The 15,629-nt window shown below is 71.7% G+C and carries 11 protein-coding genes; 4 read left to right on the forward strand and 7 right to left on the reverse strand.

From position 1 onward, the window contains the following. Positions 1 to 19: 19 nt before the first annotated feature. Positions 20 to 3,691 (forward strand): FxSxx-COOH system tetratricopeptide repeat protein, encoded by a 3,672-nt coding sequence (gene fxsT, locus ACWCRB_RS27305; protein ID WP_450998559.1) that lies wholly within the window; start codon positions 20 to 22, stop codon positions 3,689 to 3,691. Positions 3,692 to 3,765: 74 nt separating this feature from the next. Then, positions 3,766 to 4,779 (forward strand): hypothetical protein, encoded by a 1,014-nt coding sequence (locus tag ACWCRB_RS27310; RefSeq protein WP_450998560.1) that lies wholly within the window; start codon positions 3,766 to 3,768, stop codon positions 4,777 to 4,779. 78 nt (positions 4,780 to 4,857) lie between these two features. On the opposite strand, the gene ACWCRB_RS27315 is transcribed toward ACWCRB_RS27310, so the two are convergent. From ACWCRB_RS27315 to ACWCRB_RS27330, 4 genes are all read right to left on the reverse strand, one after another. Beyond that, positions 4,858 to 7,236 carry a hypothetical protein gene (locus tag ACWCRB_RS27315; protein ID WP_450998561.1) on the reverse strand — a complete coding sequence of 793 codons (2,379 nt, stop codon included), beginning with the start codon at positions 7,234 to 7,236 and terminating at the stop codon, positions 4,858 to 4,860. Between the two features lie 68 nt (positions 7,237 to 7,304). After that, complete coding sequence (locus ACWCRB_RS27320) at positions 7,305 to 8,387, reverse strand: hypothetical protein (RefSeq protein WP_450998562.1); 1,083 nt, start codon at positions 8,385 to 8,387, stop codon at positions 7,305 to 7,307. Continuing rightward, positions 8,384 to 9,274, reverse strand: coding sequence for a hypothetical protein (locus tag ACWCRB_RS27325; RefSeq protein ID WP_450998563.1), 891 nt, complete (start codon positions 9,272 to 9,274; stop codon positions 8,384 to 8,386). The genes ACWCRB_RS27320 and ACWCRB_RS27325 overlap by 4 nt, the downstream gene beginning before the upstream one ends. A gap of 132 nt (positions 9,275 to 9,406) precedes the next feature. Further along, positions 9,407 to 10,612, reverse strand: coding sequence for a hypothetical protein (locus ACWCRB_RS27330; RefSeq protein WP_450998564.1), 1,206 nt, complete (start codon positions 10,610 to 10,612; stop codon positions 9,407 to 9,409). 326 nt (positions 10,613 to 10,938) lie between these two features. Between ACWCRB_RS27330 and ACWCRB_RS27335 the strand changes: the two genes are divergently transcribed. Then, positions 10,939 to 11,973, forward strand: coding sequence for a LacI family DNA-binding transcriptional regulator (locus ACWCRB_RS27335; RefSeq protein WP_450998565.1), 1,035 nt, complete (start codon positions 10,939 to 10,941; stop codon positions 11,971 to 11,973). 28 nt (positions 11,974 to 12,001) lie between these two features. Here ACWCRB_RS27335 and ACWCRB_RS27340 read toward each other — a convergent pair whose 3' ends face one another. After that, entirely contained in the window at positions 12,002 to 12,757 is a 756-nt protein-coding gene (locus tag ACWCRB_RS27340; protein ID WP_450998566.1) for an NPP1 family protein, read from the reverse strand. Between the two features lie 279 nt (positions 12,758 to 13,036). On the opposite strand from ACWCRB_RS27340, the gene ACWCRB_RS27345 reads away from it, so the two are divergent. Then, a complete protein-coding gene (locus ACWCRB_RS27345; protein ID WP_450998567.1) occupies positions 13,037 to 13,597 on the forward strand; it encodes a DUF6174 domain-containing protein in 561 nt (186 codons plus the stop codon). On the opposite strand, the gene ACWCRB_RS27350 is transcribed toward ACWCRB_RS27345, so the two are convergent. Both ACWCRB_RS27350 and ACWCRB_RS27355 read right to left on the reverse strand, forming a co-directional pair. Continuing rightward, positions 13,588 to 14,133 (reverse strand): hypothetical protein, encoded by a 546-nt coding sequence (locus tag ACWCRB_RS27350; RefSeq protein WP_450998568.1) that lies wholly within the window; start codon positions 14,131 to 14,133, stop codon positions 13,588 to 13,590. The genes ACWCRB_RS27345 and ACWCRB_RS27350 overlap by 10 nt on opposite strands. A 73-nt stretch (positions 14,134 to 14,206) precedes the next feature. Next, positions 14,207 to 15,304 carry a magnesium and cobalt transport protein CorA gene (locus ACWCRB_RS27355; RefSeq protein WP_450998569.1) on the reverse strand — a complete coding sequence of 366 codons (1,098 nt, stop codon included), beginning with the start codon at positions 15,302 to 15,304 and terminating at the stop codon, positions 14,207 to 14,209. Positions 15,305 to 15,629: the final 325 nt, after the last annotated feature.

A 15,629-nucleotide genomic window follows, 5' to 3' on the forward strand; every position in this document is an offset into this window, starting at 1 on the left:
CGCGCCGAGCGGAGAAGTCATGCCAGACGCCAACACCCCTGACCGGCCGGGGCCGTTCGCGGTCTTCCTCGCCACCTCCGAGAACCTCGGCCTGAGTACGACCCTGCGCAACGTCGCCGACATCCTCGCCGACACCAACCGCAGCGTCCTCCTCGTCGACGGCCGCCACGGCGAACCCGGCGAGCGCGCACCCCTGCCCGACCCCGAACCCGGCCGGGTGCACACCGCGAGCGCCCCCGGCGGACCCGGGCTCGCCGACCTCGCCGAGGCCCCCGTCGCCGCCGAGTACGACCATCTCCTCGTCGAGGCCCCGGTACCGGACACCTCCGAGACGACGGAACCGGCGCGCTTCGCCGCGTACGCCGACACGCTCGTCGTCTGCTTCGCGATGACCGCCTGGTCCATCGACGGGGCCGCCGCACTCGCCGAGGACCTGATGACCCGCCGGGGCGACCGGCCCGTACGGCTGCTCACCCTCGGCCTCAAGAGCGACGTCGGTGTCCACGACCGGCTGCGCGACGCACGCCAGCGGGTACGCCGGAAGTTCGCCCCGGTCGCCGCCGCGCTCGGCGCGACCGACATCCCGTTCCTGGAGATCCCGTACAACCCGCTCTACCAGGACAGCCGCAGCCTCGCCGTCGACGCCGAGGACGCCGGCACGATCAGCGGACTGCGCCCCTACTACGAGCAGCTCGCCGACTGGCTGCGCGCCCGCCGCACCGCCCGCCTCACCGACGTCACCGTCGTCCACTCGACCCGGCACGCCCTGTGGGCCGCCTGGCTGCGCGACCGGCTCGCCGTCAAGGGAGTGCGTACCGAACTGCGCCGCGCCGACACGTACGCCGGTGAACGCCCGGACCCCGGCTCGGCGTTGCTGTTCCTGTCGCCCGACGACGCCGACGACACGCTCCTCGAACAGATCGGCGCCCTCTCCCACACCGACGTCCGGATCCTGCTCGTCGACGAGCCGTTCCCGCACACCCAGGCCGCCCACCACGAGCGGATCGACCTGCGCGACACCACCGAGGAAGGGGCCCTGCGGGCGCTCTACACCGGCCTCGGCCTCGGCGCGCCCGAACCCGGCGACAACAGCGGCGGCGGGGCCGGGTTCCCGCGGCTGCCGGAGACCACCAACGTGGGGCCGCGCAACGCCGCCTTCGTGGACCGTCCGGGACTCCTCGGCACGCTCCACGAGGAGCTGCGCGGCGCCGCCCGCGACGGCGCCTGCCTGGTGCTGCACGGCCCCAGCGGCTGGGGCAAGAGCGACACCGTGCACGAACTGTGCCACCGCTACGGAGCCTCGTACGACGTCGTGTGGTGGGTGCGCGCCTGGGAACGCACCCGCGTCGAACGCGGCCTCGGCCGGCTCGCCGGACGCCTCGGCGCGCCCGAGGACCGCGTCGGCACCGACGAGGACGGCATCTCCCGGCTGCTGTCCCGGCTCTCCCGCACCGACGCCGAGGCCGACAGCTGGCTCATCGTGTACGACGGTGTCACCGACCCCGTCGAACTGCACGGCCTGCTGCCCGTGCCGCACGAGCGCGGGCACGTCCTCGTCACCAGCCGGACCGCACCGCCCGTCGGCGACCCAGCCGACGTCCGGCCGCCGCATCTGCGGGCCCTCGCCGTCACCCCGATGGACGCCGAGGAGAGCCGCGCGCTGCTCGCCGAGAAGGTCCCGGAGATCACCGAACGGCAGGCCCGGCAGATCGGCAGCGTCGTCGACTCCGTACCGCAGGCCCTGCACATCGCCGGCCACTGCCTGGCCGAACGGACCGCCGCGCACCGCCGCGACGACCACATGAACCAGGACGCCGCCGTCCGCGCCGCCGTCGGCGACCTGCTCGCCGAGTACCGCGCCGGCAAGACCGACCTGCTGCGCACCCGCGACGCGGTGAGCCCCGTCGAGGTGATGGTGCAGGTCGCCCGGCGTGTCGTACGGACCACGCCCGGCGCGCTCGCCTGGAGTGCCGAGAGCCCCGAACGCGACGCCGTGGGCTGGCTGCTGGGCGCCGCCTCCCTGCTCACCGGACGCGGCATGGGCCTGGAACTGCTGCGCTCGCGCCGCATCCTGTCCGAACTGGCCCACGACGACGAGTCGGCGACGCCCGCCCCCGCCGGCACCGAGATCCTGCTGCCCGACGAGCACATGGTCAGCGTCGCCCTGTGGGCGCTGGCCCAAGTCGGCCTGCTCGACGTCGACTTCGACCGCACCCGCCAGCCCCTCGTCCAGCACCACGGACTGCGCGACCTGATCCGCGCCGGCATGGACCCCGACGAACGCGCGCACATCGAGTCCGTGTTGCGCAGCGTCCTGTCCGAACACGCCCCGCAGGGCCCCGACCTGCCCGCCGACTGGGCCCGCGAGGTGTTCTCGCTGCGCCTGTGGGAGGACCCCAGGCCCCGGGTGCGCCGCTCGCTGCTGCGCCACCTCAACGCCCTCGGCCAGCGCGCCGAGGCCGCCGACCTCGACCGCCTCCTCGACATCGCCGGGCGCGCCCGTGAGCAGTGGCGAGCCGACGACAGCGACGCGGGCGACGAACAGTCCCCGGAATACCTGCGGTTGCTCAACTTCGTCGCCCGCGCCCACCGGCTGCGCGGCGACTACGACCTCTCCCGGCAGATCGCCCAGGACGCGCTGCGCGGCCACCGCAGGCTCCTCGGCATCACCCACCCGCGCACCCTGCTCTCCGCCGACTCCTACGCCGCCACCCTGCGCGCCCTCGGCCGCTTCGACGACGCCCTGCTGCAACTGCGGCCCGTCCTGGACGGCCTCACCCTGCTGCTCGGCCCGCAGCACCCGGCGACCATCCAGGCCGAGCACAACCTCGCCCTCACCGAGGCGCTCACCGGCCGGATCGCCCCCGCCCTGGCCGCGATCCAGGACCGCTTCCGCTACCGGCAGGCAGTCGGCGGCAAGGACGACCCCGTCGCCTGGGAAGCCGCCGAACTCCTCGCCTACCTGTACCGCGCCGCCGGACGCGACGGCGAGGCCCGCGACCTGCTGCGCCAGAAGCTGCGCCGGCACGGCGACACCTGGGACCTCGTCCGGCTCCGTACCGAGGTCGGCCTCGCGATCAGCGAACGCCGGCTCGCCGACGGCTTCCCCGCCCTCAAGGACCCCCTCTACAGCTACGAACTCGCCCACGAACGCGACCTGCGCGCCCTCGGCCTGTACGTCGACCGGTTCGGCCCCGACCGCTTCGACACCGTGCGCTGCCGGTTCAGCTACGCCGCCGACCTGCACGCCCTCGGCAAGGCCGACGAGGCCGAACACCAGGCCCGGCAGTGCGTGGAGACGCTCGGCCGGTGGTTCGGCGCCGGGCACCCCTACACCGGCCTCGGCGAGGTGCGCCACGGCGTCTATCTGCGGGCCACCGGCGACGTACGGCTGGCCGAGGAGGTCGGCCGGGGCGCGCTCAACCTCCTCACCCACAAGCTGGGCCGCGCGCACCCCTGGGTCGCCGTCGCGGAGAACTCCCTGGCCGCCACGTTCGCCTCGGCGGGCCGCGCCGAGGAGGCCGTCGAACTCGCGAGCACGGCCCTGGCCCGCCTCGGCGACCTGGGCATCGCCCACCGCCTCGGCGGCCGCCGGGTCCGCGCCCACCTGGAACACCTCACCGGCACCGACCCCACCAGGCCGGTCCCGCCCTCGGGCTACGACATCGACCTGGAACTGCCCGACGTATAACGGTAATTGACTGTAATCAACTGCAATTGCCCGAAGACGTATGACTGATGACGTATAGCGAAAGGCGAGCACCCGTGGCAGCCCCCGCACCGCACGCGAGCACCACGCTGAAGGAGTCCCACTGGACTCCCAAGCGCCACGGCCTGATAACCGCGCTGTGCGAGGAGACCGTCGCACGGACGTCCGCGATCCGCTCCCTGGCCCACTACAGCAACGGCATCCTCGACTTCGCCGTCCTGCGCACCGACCGCGCCCCGCTCTCCAGCCTGATCACCGAGAACGGCGACGACGCGCACAACGAGTCGCTGCCCGGCAGCAGACTCCTGCTGTGCGCCCAGGACCTCGGCGCCGTCCTGCGCCCGCTGAAGACGGGCCAGTTGATGCGCACGGTCCTCGCGGGTGAACGCGCCGGCCTGTGGGGCGGCCGGGCCCGCCCCGACGAGTTCCTGGCCGCGGTGACGGACGTACCCGGCGGCGTGCCCGAGATGGACGAGGCGATGAACCGGCTCACGGCCCGCATACGGACCGAAGTGCACGGCCTGCCCGACGAGTTGCTCGGCGGTGACGCACAGGCGAAGGCCCATCTCCAGACCGGCGAAGCACCCGCGGGCCCCCAGGTCGACTTCGGGACGGCCGCCGCCCCGGACACCGTGTACGAGCAGCGACTGCGTGACCTGTGGCGCACCCACGTGAACACCACGGACCTCCAGTACGCCGGCTACTATCGGGACTGGACGCTGGTCTGCGTCGGCGACGTCTTCGACAGCCAGGAACTGGGCCCCCGCTTCATGGACGTCAGCGTCCGCACCCGCCGCACGGCCTACCGCGACCTCTCCCGAAGCCTCCGCGGCCACCTCGTCCGCCTCAAGGACGCCCTGGACCTGATCGCCCCACCCCCAGGCGGCGGCCCCTCGGTCGACCGCCTGGTCCTGGACGTCCAGGAGGGCGCGGTCTACGTCCACTGGACCTCACCCCGAGCCTTCCTCCTAGGCGTCACCCTGGACCAGAGGCAGGTAGGCAACGCGGAGAGAAGGCTGGCAGCCCTGGCAGAGGTCACAGGCGAACTGACGGTCCCTGCAACCCCCTAGGGGCGCGGGGAACTGCGCGACAAGCCACGATGGCGCCGCAGTCGGCCGACCACCTGTCGAGGCACCCCCATTGCCGCCCTAAGAAACAACCGGCGCACTCAAAGTCCCCCAAACCTCCTCCGCAAGCACCTCCACCGTACGAGCCGGAGTAAGCGGATTCGGATGCTCGGCGCCGCCAAGCAAATGCACCGGCAACACCTCCACCGCGTTCTCGTACTCCCGACAGATCCGCCGAAGCTCCCTCAACTGAACCTCGGTCGGCACACCCGGCGCGGCCCCCCGGGCCCAAGCCGCCACCGCCCCCCGAAACTCCTCCGTCAACGCCCGCACCAACGTCGCACACCCCAGAACACGCAACTCCGCCGATCCGGCCGCAGCCCGCCGCGTCACCGACTCCAGCATCGCCAACGCATCCCGGAACCGCCGCCACACCGCCCCCGGCAACTCCTCCGGCGGCTCCGGCTCAGGAGCCGCCCGCCCACCCGTCACCGCCGGTACGGCGGCCGGCCGCGCCGCCGCCTCCAGCGTCATCGCCGCCAAGTTGCGCCGCATCTCGTCGAGATGGGCGGTCTGCTGCTCCAGATTCCGCCGCATCCGCTCGCCCAGCTCGGCGAGATCCTCCTCCCGCCCCTCCTCCACGAGCCGCCGCTCCAGCTGCAGCAGCGCCTCGTGCACGCTCTGCGGGAACCGGCCCTGCCGGTACACCAGCGGGCGGGAGCCGATCGACCGGCCGAGCCGGTCCTGCATCGCGTGCGACACCAGTCCGTTGACCACGAGCAGCGCCTCGAACCGGCCCGGGCGCACCGCGCTGCGCAACCCGTTCACCTGGGTGACGATCCGTTCGACGTCGTCGGCGAGGAGCAGCGAGCGGGCGTAGATCACCGCGATGTAGGCGTTCGGCGCCGGCGACAGCCAGTACAGGACCTCCTCCCGGCCGCCGGCCGAGCGCGCGAGCCTGGCCGGCACCGGATCACGGGAGGCGATCCGCCACTGGCCCAGGTCGAGGGCGTCGTGCACATCGCCCAACACCCGCTGGTACGAAACGCGTTCGTGCAGCGCCCGTACCGCCCGCAGGACCGTCGCACCGGGTACCCGGCTCACCGCGCCGTCGCGGTCCTCGCTGAGCTGCCAGGCCTCCCGGCACGTCTTGAGCACCTCGCGCGGCACGCCCTCGGTCAACTCGTGCAGCAGCCGCAGCGCTTCGTCGTCGAAGGGGCCCGTGGACGGCACCGCTTCCTCGGCCACCGCATCACCCGAGTCGTCGTCGCCCTCCTCACCCGAGGCCAGATACCGGGCCACCAACTCCCCGGTACGGTCCTGGTCGAGCCCCGTCGGCCACAACTGCACCACCCGCTCGTGCACGCTCTGGCGCAGCGCCCGCAGTCCGTCGGGCGAGGAGCAGAAGACCAGCAGACCGCCGTGGCTCGTATAGATGTTGATGAGGCGTTCGAAGGCGTCGATGAACGCGCGCCTGCTGTCGTCCGGCCAGTCCAGGACCTTCTCCAGCGAGTCCAGGAGCAGGACGTACGGCCGTCCGACCCGGCCGTGCAGAAAGCCCTGCACGGTCAGCGCGTCGAAGACCCGGTCGATGCCGGCCGCGTTGTCCGGGCGCCCCTCCGACGGGCCGATCGCCTCCGTGATGCCACGCTCGCGCAGCGGCTCGGCGGGCTCCGCGCCGTTCAGCCAGTTCCACACCATCCGGTTGAACGGCGGCTCCAGGAGCAGCGCGAGCGCGCTGGAGAACCTGCGGTGTTCGGTGACCTCGCCCAGGGTGCCGCGCAGATCGGCGTGGATCACCTCGGGGTCGTAGCGCAGCGCCGACACCACCTTGTCCGGGTCGAGGACGCGGTCGCGCAGCCCGGTCGCGATCTCCCGCAGGGTGCCGCGGCGCGGGTCGTCGTCCTCGCCGCCGACCCAGCCGGCCGTCACATAGGCGTAGTAGTCCCGCACCAGCTCCTCGAAGGCCCGTTTGCCCTGCTCGGTGTCGCCGGGCCCGCGCAGCCGGTCGCGGTAGAGCCGCCCCATGTCCTGCGCCGGTTCGTCCACGATCCAGGTCGCCGTCTCGGGGTGCCGGGCCCGGATCGTCTGGTAACTCCGGCGCAGGGCATGGCTCTTGCCCAGGCCGAACTCGCCGACCAGGGCGATCGCCCGGCCGCGCCGGCCACCGGCGGCGGGCGGCGCGAAGTAGTCGTCGACGAGCGACTCGACGTCCTCGATGAGCGGGGTGTCGATATGGGCGTTGCCCGAGTCGGCAGCCCGGACCCGCGCGTCCCCCAGGTCGGACGAGGGCCCCAGGCGCACGACAGGGCTCAGTGGGAAGGGGTTGCGGTGCCAGGTGTGTCCACTGGTCGGCGTCACGATGGCACTCCTCGTGTGTCCGGTGTCGGCCTTGGGAGCGGCGAGCGGGTGCGGCGAGTGGAGCGGGTACTGCCGGTACAGCGAGTCTGGCGAGGACATCTGTTCGGTTCCTGTGTACGGGTGGAACGGGTGCGTCGGGAATCCCCCGGAAAGCGGGAGTCCCGCGGCTAGGCGGGTCTGCGGGGCGCGCGGCCCGCAGGCGGCGTACGGCCCAGGTCCGCGGGATCGAGGGTGGGTGCGGCGAGGTCGGCTGCGGTCACCCGCACCCGGCCGCCCGCGAGTCTCTGCCGCTCGGCGACCCGGAAACACTCCCGGCGCAGATGCCGTACGTCGGCGAGGCTCCACGGATCGGGGGCCGGCTCCGCACCCTGCCCCTGGCTCGGGATCGCGACCAGCGACGGCACGGTGTCCTCCGGGTCGGGATGGCCGCCGCGAGCGGTCTCGGTGAACTTCACGGTGTCCTCCGTGGCGAGCGATCCGAGCGAGAGATGGGTGAGAGCCGTGTTCGGCGGCAGGCCCGCGATCACCTCACCCGCCGTTCGCGGATTCTGGTGACTGATCTCGACGAACAGTACGATCCGGCTCTCCGCGTGGCTCAGCCACGTCTTGAGGAAGTTCGTCCGCACCTCGCCCCCGGCGTCCCGCCAGTCGATGTGCGGGACGATCGCGAACAGCAGACCGTTCTGCACGGCGAGCAGCTTGCTGATGGCGCTGAACGCCTTGGGGACGTCGTCACCGGTGAACGTCGGGTCGAGCGACACCCCGGGGAACTCCCGCTCCAGCGTCTCGACGATCCGGTCGCGGATCGCCGTGTTGATCTCCGGGGTCTGCGCGAAGTCGCCCCGCCGGTCCCAGCTGACCTTGTCCCCGAGGTTCTCGTACCCCCCGGCCATCGCCACCACCGGCCGCACCAGGCCCTCGATGTACTCCTGCGCCCAGTGCACACACCGGTGGATGAGCGTGGTCTTGCCCATGCCCACCGGCCCGGTCACCACGACCAGATGCCCCCGGCGCGCCTCCGGGTCGAGCAGCCCGGGCAACTCCTCCTGGAGGCACTCCTCGAACAGGTCCAGCTGCTCCCGTGCGTGGTCGACGTCCACCCACTGGTGGACATGGCTCTCGTCCTTCCAGGGCACCAGCGGATGGTCGGCCTTCGGCCGCACGTGCGTCGCGGGCAGCCGGTCCCGGCTCTCCGGCACATACACACCGAAGGGGTTCGCGTTCTCCGTCTCGTCGAGCGGCCCGATCATTCGGCGCCCCCTGTCGTCCCGGATTGTGCCGAGCCGGGCCGCCGGGTGCGCCAACTCCAGTATGGGAAGGCGCGGTTGAGTTCGGGCAGGGCGCGCAGACAGCTCGCCACGGACGCGTGTTCCTCGTTCGCGATACGGGTGCGGGTCTCGTCGTCGAACAGGTAGGTGCCGCTCCTCGGCAACGGCTCGGCCAGCGGCAGCCCGTCGGCGATCCGCTCCGCCGCCGCGAGCCGGGCGGCGGGTCCTGGCACCCGGGAGAGCGCGGTGGTCAACGCCTCCCGCGCGGACCGCACCGCTGAGTGGTCCGCTCGGTCGTAGGACACTCCGTACGTGGCGAGGTACTCCCGTACGGCATCCCGGTACGCGTTCTCCGTCGTCCTCAACTCCAGCCGCAGCGAACGGCGTTCGGCCGAGCCGCGCTCGTAGGACTGGCCGACCAGGGTGAGCAGCGCACCCAGCAGAAGCAGGGGCAGCTGCTTGAGGGCGGTCATGAGCCAGCTGTCCTCGTCCGCCTTCCTGGCCTGCGCGGCCGTCCCCGGCGAGTCCGACTCGGCGGCCATCAGCGCGGTGCAGGCCCGCCCGAAGTCGTCGTCGTGGTCCTTGGCCCACTGCTCCGGCGTCACCTGCGCGTCGGCCTTCAGCAGCCCCAGCCGGACGGCCGCCGTGAGCAGGTCGGTGCGGTGGACCGGCGCGAGACAGTACACCAACTGGGCGTCCCGCTCAGGTGAGTTGGCGTCCCCGGCGGACACGGCGAAGGCCGGCCCGGCACCGGCGGCCAGCAGCAGGAGGGTGGCCCCGGTCACCGCGTGCCGTCGGCGGCCCGGGGGAGCGCAGCCCCGGGCACTCCGGTTCAGCGGGCGGGTGCCACCGCGTGGCACCCCTCGCACACCTGATCTCCTCGCCTGCCTCATCAGCGTCTCCCCCGTCCGGTACCGGCACTTCGTACGCCATTAGGTCTCGTACGTCTTGCATTCCCCACGGCCGCTGCCTGTCCCACATTTCCGGCAGCCGAACTCCGGCTACGCGACCGACTGTTCGTCCTCGGCATCCTGCTCGTACGGAGAGTGACGCTCACCTTCGGAGGAGAGTTCCCGCCGGGGCCGACGCGCCAGCAGCGCCTGTGAGGTGGCGTGCAGCAGGTTGACGGTGATCACGGCCGGGCCGACGATCGCGGCGGTGCCCGGGAAGTCGCGCTCCAGGGTCAGGGCGATCAGTACGGCCGTGATGCCGTTCTGCTGCCCGAGGCCCAGCGCGATCCGGTCGCCGCGCTCCAACCCCCGTACGAACAACGGCATCACGCCGAACGCCACCACCGCCTGCGCCGCGAACGCCGCCACGCCGAGCACGAAGCCCGGCCACAGCTCCACCCCGTGCGAGAGCAGCAGCCCGAGCGTCAGGAACGCGGCGAGGAAGGCGCCGCCGACCGCCCGGCCGACCGCCCTGTCGAGCACCCCGGCCCGCAGGACGAGCCCGGCCAGCGCCACCCCGAGCATCAGCTGGTTCAGCGCCGCGAGCACCAGCATCGCCCCGACGAGCAGTACGGCGCCGCCGGCCTTCGTGCGCCGGACCGCCGGCACGTCCGGCAACCGAGACACCGCACGCCGCCCGGCCCACCACAACAGCACCACGGCGACCAGGAGTACGGCGTTGAAGAGGAGCCCGGTCGCGTAGTCGCCGCCCGCGCCCCGGCTGATCTCGGGGGCGCCCTCGTGTCCGGCGGCCGTATAGGCGTACCCCGCCAGATACAGGGTCAGCAGGACCGTCATCGGGTCGTCGAACGAGGCCCACGCCGTCAGCAGCGACTGGGCGCGCGGCGACATCCGGCCCCTGCCGGTCAGGGCGGCGACCGACAGCGGGTCGATCTGCGCGACGGCGATGCCCAGCACCAGATACTCCGGCCGCCCGAACACCAGCATCATCGTGCCGGCGATCAGACCGGCCTTGAGGACCACTCCCAGGGTGACCGCGGCGACCACACCGCGCAGATCGGCACGCAGCGCCTTGAGATCGATCGAGTACGTGCTCCCGTACAGGCCGACCGCGAGCAGCAGCGCCGCCCCGAACACATAGGCACCGGAACCCGTCAGCGCCGAGACGTCCACCGCAAGACCGGCCAGTACTCCCAGGACCAGGAGGCCGGCACCGCCGAGCACGATGCCGGGGACCACCTCGGGGAGGCGTCGTACCGGCAGCTGTCGTAAACGGGTGCGCAGGGATGCCCGCATGGCCTCTTCCCCCCTCCGCTCCGGCCCCGCCCGGCGTCCGGCACGGCCGGATACGTTCTCCCGGCGGTGCGTGTGCGACCGCCGCGGGGCAGGTGAATGGTAGGGGCCACGGTGCCGGGGGAGAAGCCGAAGATCGGCCTTCCGCCGCGCCCGTCGACGACCCCTGGCCGGTACGCGACCCGACGGGCCGGCGACGCCGCCGTCCCGCCCTGTCCTCCTCCCCTTCACGATGCCCGGCCGCGGCCGTCCGCGAACCCGGCGCACCGCCCTGGCCGAAAGCCAACGTTCCTTTCCGGCAGGGTATTTGGCGCCCGTACACTCACCCGGTGACAAAGGTGACACGGGACGACGTCGCCAGACTCGCGGGAACTTCCAGCGCGGTTGTCAGTTACGTCGTCAACAATGGCCCACGGCCCGTATCCGCGGAGAAACGCAGACGCGTTCTCGAAGCGGTCAAAGAGCTCGGATACCGGCCCGACCGGGTGGCCCAGGCCATGGCCAGCCGTCGTACGGACCTCCTGGGACTGATCGTTCCGGACGCCCGTCAGCCATTTTTCGGGGAAATCACCCACGCGTTGGAACGCGCCGCCGCCGACCGGGGAAAAATGGTCCTCGTCGGCAACTCCGATTACCAGGAGGAGCGCGAAATCCATTACCTGCACGCCTTTTTGGGGATGCGGGTGTCGGCGCTGATCCTGGTCAGTCTCGGCCTCGGCGACCGGGCCGCCGCCGAGATCGACACCATGGACACCCGGGTCGTGCTGATGCACGAACGGTCCGCGTCCGTACGGAAGTTCGCCGTGGTCACGGACGACATCGAGGGTGCCCGGCTCGCCACCCGGCATCTCCTCCAGCACGGTCACACCGCCGTGGCCTGCCTCGGCGGGCCCGAGTCGGCGCCCCGGGCCGGCGATCCCGTCGCCGACCATGTCGAGGGCTGGCGCAAGGCGATGGCCGACGCCGGCCGTTCCACCGAGGGGCTCCTCTTCCGCGCCCCCTACAACCGGTACGGCACCTACGAGATCGCGCTGCGCCTGCTCGCCGCCCCCGGCAGGCCGACCGCCGTGTTCTGCTCGACGGACGACCAGGCGATCGGCCTGCTGCGGGCGGCCCGTGAACTGGGCGTGGACGTACCGGGCGAGCTGGCGGTGGCGGGCTTCGACGACGTCAAGGAGGCGGCGATGACCGACCCGCCGCTGACGACGGTCGCCTCCGACCGCCAGGCGATGGCCCGTACGGCGGTGGACATGGCACTCGACGCGGACCTGGACACGGTCACGCCCGGCGCCGGGACGGACCGCACCCGGCGCTTCCCGTCCCGCCTGGTCGTCCGCACGTCGTGCGGCTGCCCGGCCGCCTAGCCGCGGCAGCCGGGCCTCGTCGGCTCCGTCAGGCGTTCGGGTCGAACGAGATGCCCGACGGCAGGGCCTTGGTGAGGTGGGCGGCGAAGTTGGCGTCCTTGAGGCCGAAGTTGGCGCTGCCGAAGTCGTACGCGCTCAACTTGTCGCGCAGACCGGCCGGGTAGCCGTTCCAGCCGACCAGGTCCGGGTACTGCCAGGTGCCGTAGGCGTTCTCCGGCGGCTCGTCGTTCGAACCGGCGATCCGGAAGGTGTGGGTGCTCACCCCGTCCTTGTGGTAGACGATCTTGGGGTGGTTGCCGTCCCAGCGGACCGCGCTGGCGGCCTGGACCACGAAGTCACCGTGCGCGGACGTGGAGACGTACTTGGCCTGACCGTCCTGCACCCACACCACGACGTGCTCCCAGTCGTGCCGGTGGCCGCCGACCGTCGCCTGGTCCTTCTCGAAGTAGAGGGCGTACATGATCGCGCACCAGCCGTTGTTGCACTTCTCGCGCGAGTAGCCGTTGGTGTTGTCGAGGTCCGAGGTGTCGTGGCACTCGCCGCTGACCGAACCGGACGGGTTGAGACCGCCGTTGACCGTTCCGGTGGGACCGATGGCCGGCGTGGGGTAGCAGCCGTCGGTGTCGTAGTCGTAGGCCGGCTGCCAGGTGTTCTCCAGGGTGTCCGCGTTGGCGGGCAGGGCCGCCGGCGGGGCGGCGAAGGCGCTCCCGGGAACGGCGACGACCAGCGCGACGGCGCTGCCGAGGACCAGCGAGGCTCTGCGGACGCGCGAGGTGATCTTCACTGCGTGCTCCTGATGACCGTGGGGGTGGCGGGGGGAAGGCAACGGTCCGGTTGGCGTGCCCGGATCAAAGTTGCCCCGTCGCCCGACAGTCTGATCGTTGGCAGGTGTCACCGTGATGAAAACTCAACCAATAGTGCGGTTGGGGGAGTTGCGGCGCGCGGGGGCATGCGGCCTGAGACCCTCCGCTTCTCGGATGAACGGTTTCCGGCGGAATCGCGTCGTAGTCATAGGGGCAGGTCGCTGGGCGGTAGGCGCGTTCACTTGTACAGGGGGATCACCATGGCTTCGGTCCGATCGACGCGATTCCGGCTGTCGTCCGTCGTGCTGGTCGGGGGGCTGGTGTGCGCGGCCGTCGGCTGTGGCGGGAACTCCGGGGCCTCGGTGTCCGCACCGGCGCCGTCGTCCCCGTCGTCCTCGTTCTCGTCGTTCGCCGAGTCCTGGGAGGAACCCGCCGCGTACGCCTACACGTTGACGTCGAGCGAGGGGGAGCGCAGCCTCATCGGCACGTTCCGGGTGACGGTCCGGGACGGGAAGGTGACCAAGGCGGTCGGGCTCGACGAGAGCGGGCGGGCCGCCGTACAGCGGGCACCCGAGGAAGTGCCCACTATCGGCGGCCTGTTGGACCGGCTGGCCCGGGCCCACAAGGAGGGCGCGGACACGGCGGAGGCGGCGTACGCGCCCGACGGACACCCCGAACGCATCACCCTGGACCCGCTGAAGGACGCGATCGACGACGAGGAGTCGTACGTGATCAGCGACTACGAGCCGGCCGGGAACAAGAAGGCCACGGGAGCCCCGGAGACCACCGGGGCTTCAAGTGCTTCGGCGACTCAGCCCTGACCGGCGGTGCTCTCGGGGGTGGGCCCCTGGCTGGCGGCGCCGCCCTGACCGGAGCTGCCCTGGCTGCCCTGCACGCTCAGGTCCTCGATCGTGCCGCCCACCTTCTGGCGCAGCGGTTCCAGGAGCTTCGGGGCCGCGCTGATGACCCACTTGGTGCCGACCAGGTACTTGCCGCCGTACATGGCGGCGCTGTCCAGCCAGGTCAGCTTGTACTTCTCCTCGGGGAACGTGGTGATCAGATAGTCGCCCGGGGTGGTGTGGCAGACGCCCTCGCGCAGTTCGTCCGCGTCGGTGCGGATCTTCACCGTGCAGCCCGTCAGCTGGGCGATCACCTCGACCTTGGCGGGCGCGACCACGGCGGCGACGGGGGCGGGAGTCATGGACTCCGCCGCCTTCTTGTCCGCCTTGCCCGCCTTATCCGTCTTGCTCGTGTCCGAGGTGCAGGCCGTGGTCAGAGGGAGGACGACGGCCGTCAGAAGCGCGGCGAGCGCGACGGCCCTGCGGGGGAACGGTCGCCGGGTTTGCTGCTGGGACACTGCGCCTCTCCAGGTCGGGTGGTACGGCGGACGTACTACTCGACAGGAGATACGGACGGGCGGCGGACCGCGTTCACAGCCAGCCGTTGCGTTTGAAGCCGCGGTGGACGAAGAAGCAGGCGGTGGCGATGACGCCGAGGACGAGCGGGTAGCCGAAGCGCCAGTGCAGTTCGGGCATGTGCTCGAAGTTCATGCCGTAGACACCGCAGACCATCGTCGGTACGGCGATGATCGCGGCCCAGGCCGTGATCTTCCGCATGTCCTCGTTCTGGCCGACGGTGACCTGGGCGAGGTGGGCCTGGAGGATCGAGTCGAGCAGGGCGTCGAAGGCGTGGATCTGCTCGGTGGCGCGGATGAGGTGGTCGGCGACGTCCCGGAAGTAGGCCTGTATCGCCGGCTCGATGGAGGGCATCGGCTCGGTGGCCAGTGTCTGGAGGGGGCGGGCGAGGGGGACCACCGCCCGCTTCAGTTCGAGGAGTTCGCGCTTGAGCTGGTAGATACGGCCGGCGTCGGCGGTGCGCGGGCTCTGTGGGGAGAAGACGTCCGACTCGACCTGGTCGATGTCGTCCTGGACGGCGTCCGTGACCTGCAGATAGTCGTCCACGACATGGTCGGCGACGGCGTGCAGCACGGCGGCCGGGCCCTGGCCGAGCTGCTCCGGGTCGGCCTCCAGGTCCTCGCGCAGGGGGCCGAGGGAGCCGTGCCTGCCGTGGCGGACGGTGACGACGAAGTCGGGGCCGGCGAAGACCATGATCTCGCCGGTGGTGACGACCTCGCTGGTCGCGGTGAGTTCCTCGTGCTCGACGTAGCAGACCGTCTTGAACACGGCGAACAGGATGTCGCCGTACCGCTCCACCTTGGGGCGCTGATGGGCCTGGACGGCGTCCTCGACGGCGAGCGGATGCAGGCCGAACAGCTCGGCGACGCGGGCGAACTCCGTCTGGGAGGGTTCGTGCAGACCGAGCCAGACGAAGCCGCGGTTGTGCTTGCGGACGCGGGCGACGGACTCCTCGACGGTCGGGGCGGTGTCCTGGCGCACACCGTCCCGGTAGATCACACAGTTGACGACGGCCGAGCCGAGCGGCGAACGGGCGGGATGACTGAGGTCCACCCGCCGCCGCGCACGCCGAGCCAGGCGGGCCACTTTACGCAGGCTGCCGACCATCGACATGCGGGTGCTCCTTGATTGGGTCCGGACAGTGTGCCAGGTGCGGGTAAAGGGGTGGTCAGGGGAGTGATCTCGCCCCCGCCGCCCCTACCCGTTCCCATCCCTGGGGGCTGCGCCCCCAGACCCCCGCTGTCGGCCCTGAACGGGCCTTGTCCTCAAACGCCGGACGGGCTGAGTGGGGGCGCGGGCCGGTGCTGAAAGACCGTGCTCAGCTCACCCTTTGCCCCACCCGCCCCCGCCGCTTCCGCGGCACAGGCGGTACGTCTTCAGCGCCGGCCGGGGCATTTCAGCCCGTCCGGCGTTTGAGGACGAGGCCGTTCAGGCCGAT

It is taken from the genome of Streptomyces sp. NPDC002156, assembly GCF_053593675.1.